Raw genomic sequence first — 252 nt, 5'->3', positions numbered from 1 at the left:
CCCTTGGAAGACTTGGTAGCGGAGGGCACGGGCCGCTTGTTGCGTTCCAACATGGCGCTCGGCTTTAAAGGCCGCGACGTCAACGTCTTTCACATTACACGGCACGCCGAGGCGAGCAGAGAAAGCCTGAACTAGTTCGGCATCTTTATTTGACTCTTCGCCTCGAAGTCGGTGGTTAACATGAACAACAAACAAATTGAGCCTCCACTTTTCTCGCAAATTGGCGATAATGGCAAGCAGCGCCATTGAATC

Annotated in this window: 1 protein-coding gene; it reads right to left on the bottom strand. The window is 52.4% G+C overall.

Going from position 1 to position 252, the window contains the following annotated elements:
- Window positions 1-252 (bottom strand): PP-loop family protein (locus CHH91_RS18750; protein ID WP_286160850.1); only part of this gene is annotated, 252 nt, incomplete at both ends.

It is taken from the genome of Virgibacillus sp. 7505, assembly GCF_002272135.1.
In the GTDB taxonomy this organism is placed as follows: Bacteria; Bacillota; Bacilli; order Bacillales; family Amphibacillaceae; genus Terribacillus.
The sequence above is the reverse complement of the archived record's forward strand: the minus strand, read 5'-3'. Positions and strand labels throughout refer to the sequence as shown.